A 1,245-nucleotide genomic window follows, 5' to 3' on the forward strand; every position below is an offset into this window, starting at 1 on the left:
CAGAGTAGTCTGCATCGTCAGCACCTTTGGCATCAATGACTTGCTTAATTGGCAAGTTGAACTTGTTAGCAAATTCGAAGTCACGTTCGTCATGTGCTGGTACAGCCATCACTGCGCCAGAACCGTAAGACATTAATACGTAGTTCGCAATCCAGACAGGGAGCTCTTCGCCAGTTACAGGGTGTTTTACAAACAAACCTGTTGCCATACCTTTCTTCTCGGCTGTAGCCAAGTCAGCTTCTGCAACTGAACCCATGCGGCATTCTTCAATAAATGCAGCCAATTCAGGATTATTTTCAGCAGCTTTAAGCGCAATAGGGTGTTCTGCTGCAACGGCAACGTACGTCACACCCATAAGTGTGTCGGCACGTGTTGTATAAACAGTTAAGCCGTCAGCATAAATTTCAGTATTGGCAGATGGGAAGGTAATTTCCATACCTGTAGAACGACCAATCCAGTTACGCTGCATGGTCAACACTTGTTGAGGCCAGCCGTCTTGTAGAGTGTCTAGGTCGTCTAATAATTCTTGTGCATAGTCCGTAATACGGAAGTAGTACATTGGAATATCGCGTTTTTCAACCAATGCACCTGAACGCCAGCCACGACCATTTTCAACTTGTTCGTTTGCCAAAACTGTTTGGTCAACCGGATCCCAGTTTACTGTTGAAAGTTTACGGTAGATTAAACCTTTTTTATAAAGCTGAACGAACAACCATTGTTCCCAGTGATAGTACTCTGGTGTACACGTTGCAAATTCACGGTCCCAATCTACAGATAGACCTAATTTTTTTAATTGGTCACGCATGTAAGCGATGTTTTCAAATGTCCATTTTGCCGGAGCAACTTTATGGGCAATTGCAGCGTTTTCCGCTGGTAAACCAAATGCATCCCAACCCATAGGTTGTAATACGGTTTCACCTTTTAAACGGTAAAAACGGCTAATTACATCGCCAATGGTATAGTTACGCACATGACCCATGTGCAGTTTGCCACTTGGGTAAGGGAACATTGACAGGATGTAGCGATGTTTACCTTCGACAGTGTCGGCAACTTTAAAGACTTTACGATTTTCCCAATCTTGTTGGACTGATGGTTCAATCGTGTTTGCTTGATATTCTGGGTCAATGTGAGAAATAGTCATAGACGTAAGCTATACAACGAAAATTGAAATGAAAGATTGCTGCACAGCATAGCGCAAAATAGAGGAAAATGTCAGTTTTTAGAGCAGGATTTTATCTTTTAATC

The 1,245-nt window shown here is 42.7% G+C and carries 1 protein-coding gene; it reads right to left on the reverse strand.

The window, feature by feature from the left end:
• The coding region (leuS, locus tag VXQ92_RS18965; protein WP_416682842.1) for a leucine--tRNA ligase at positions 1-1,141 on the reverse strand (1,141 nt) is incomplete at its 3' end.
• Between the last annotated feature and the right edge of the window lie 104 nt (positions 1,142-1,245).

The organism is Acinetobacter sp. 228, from assembly GCF_048147885.1.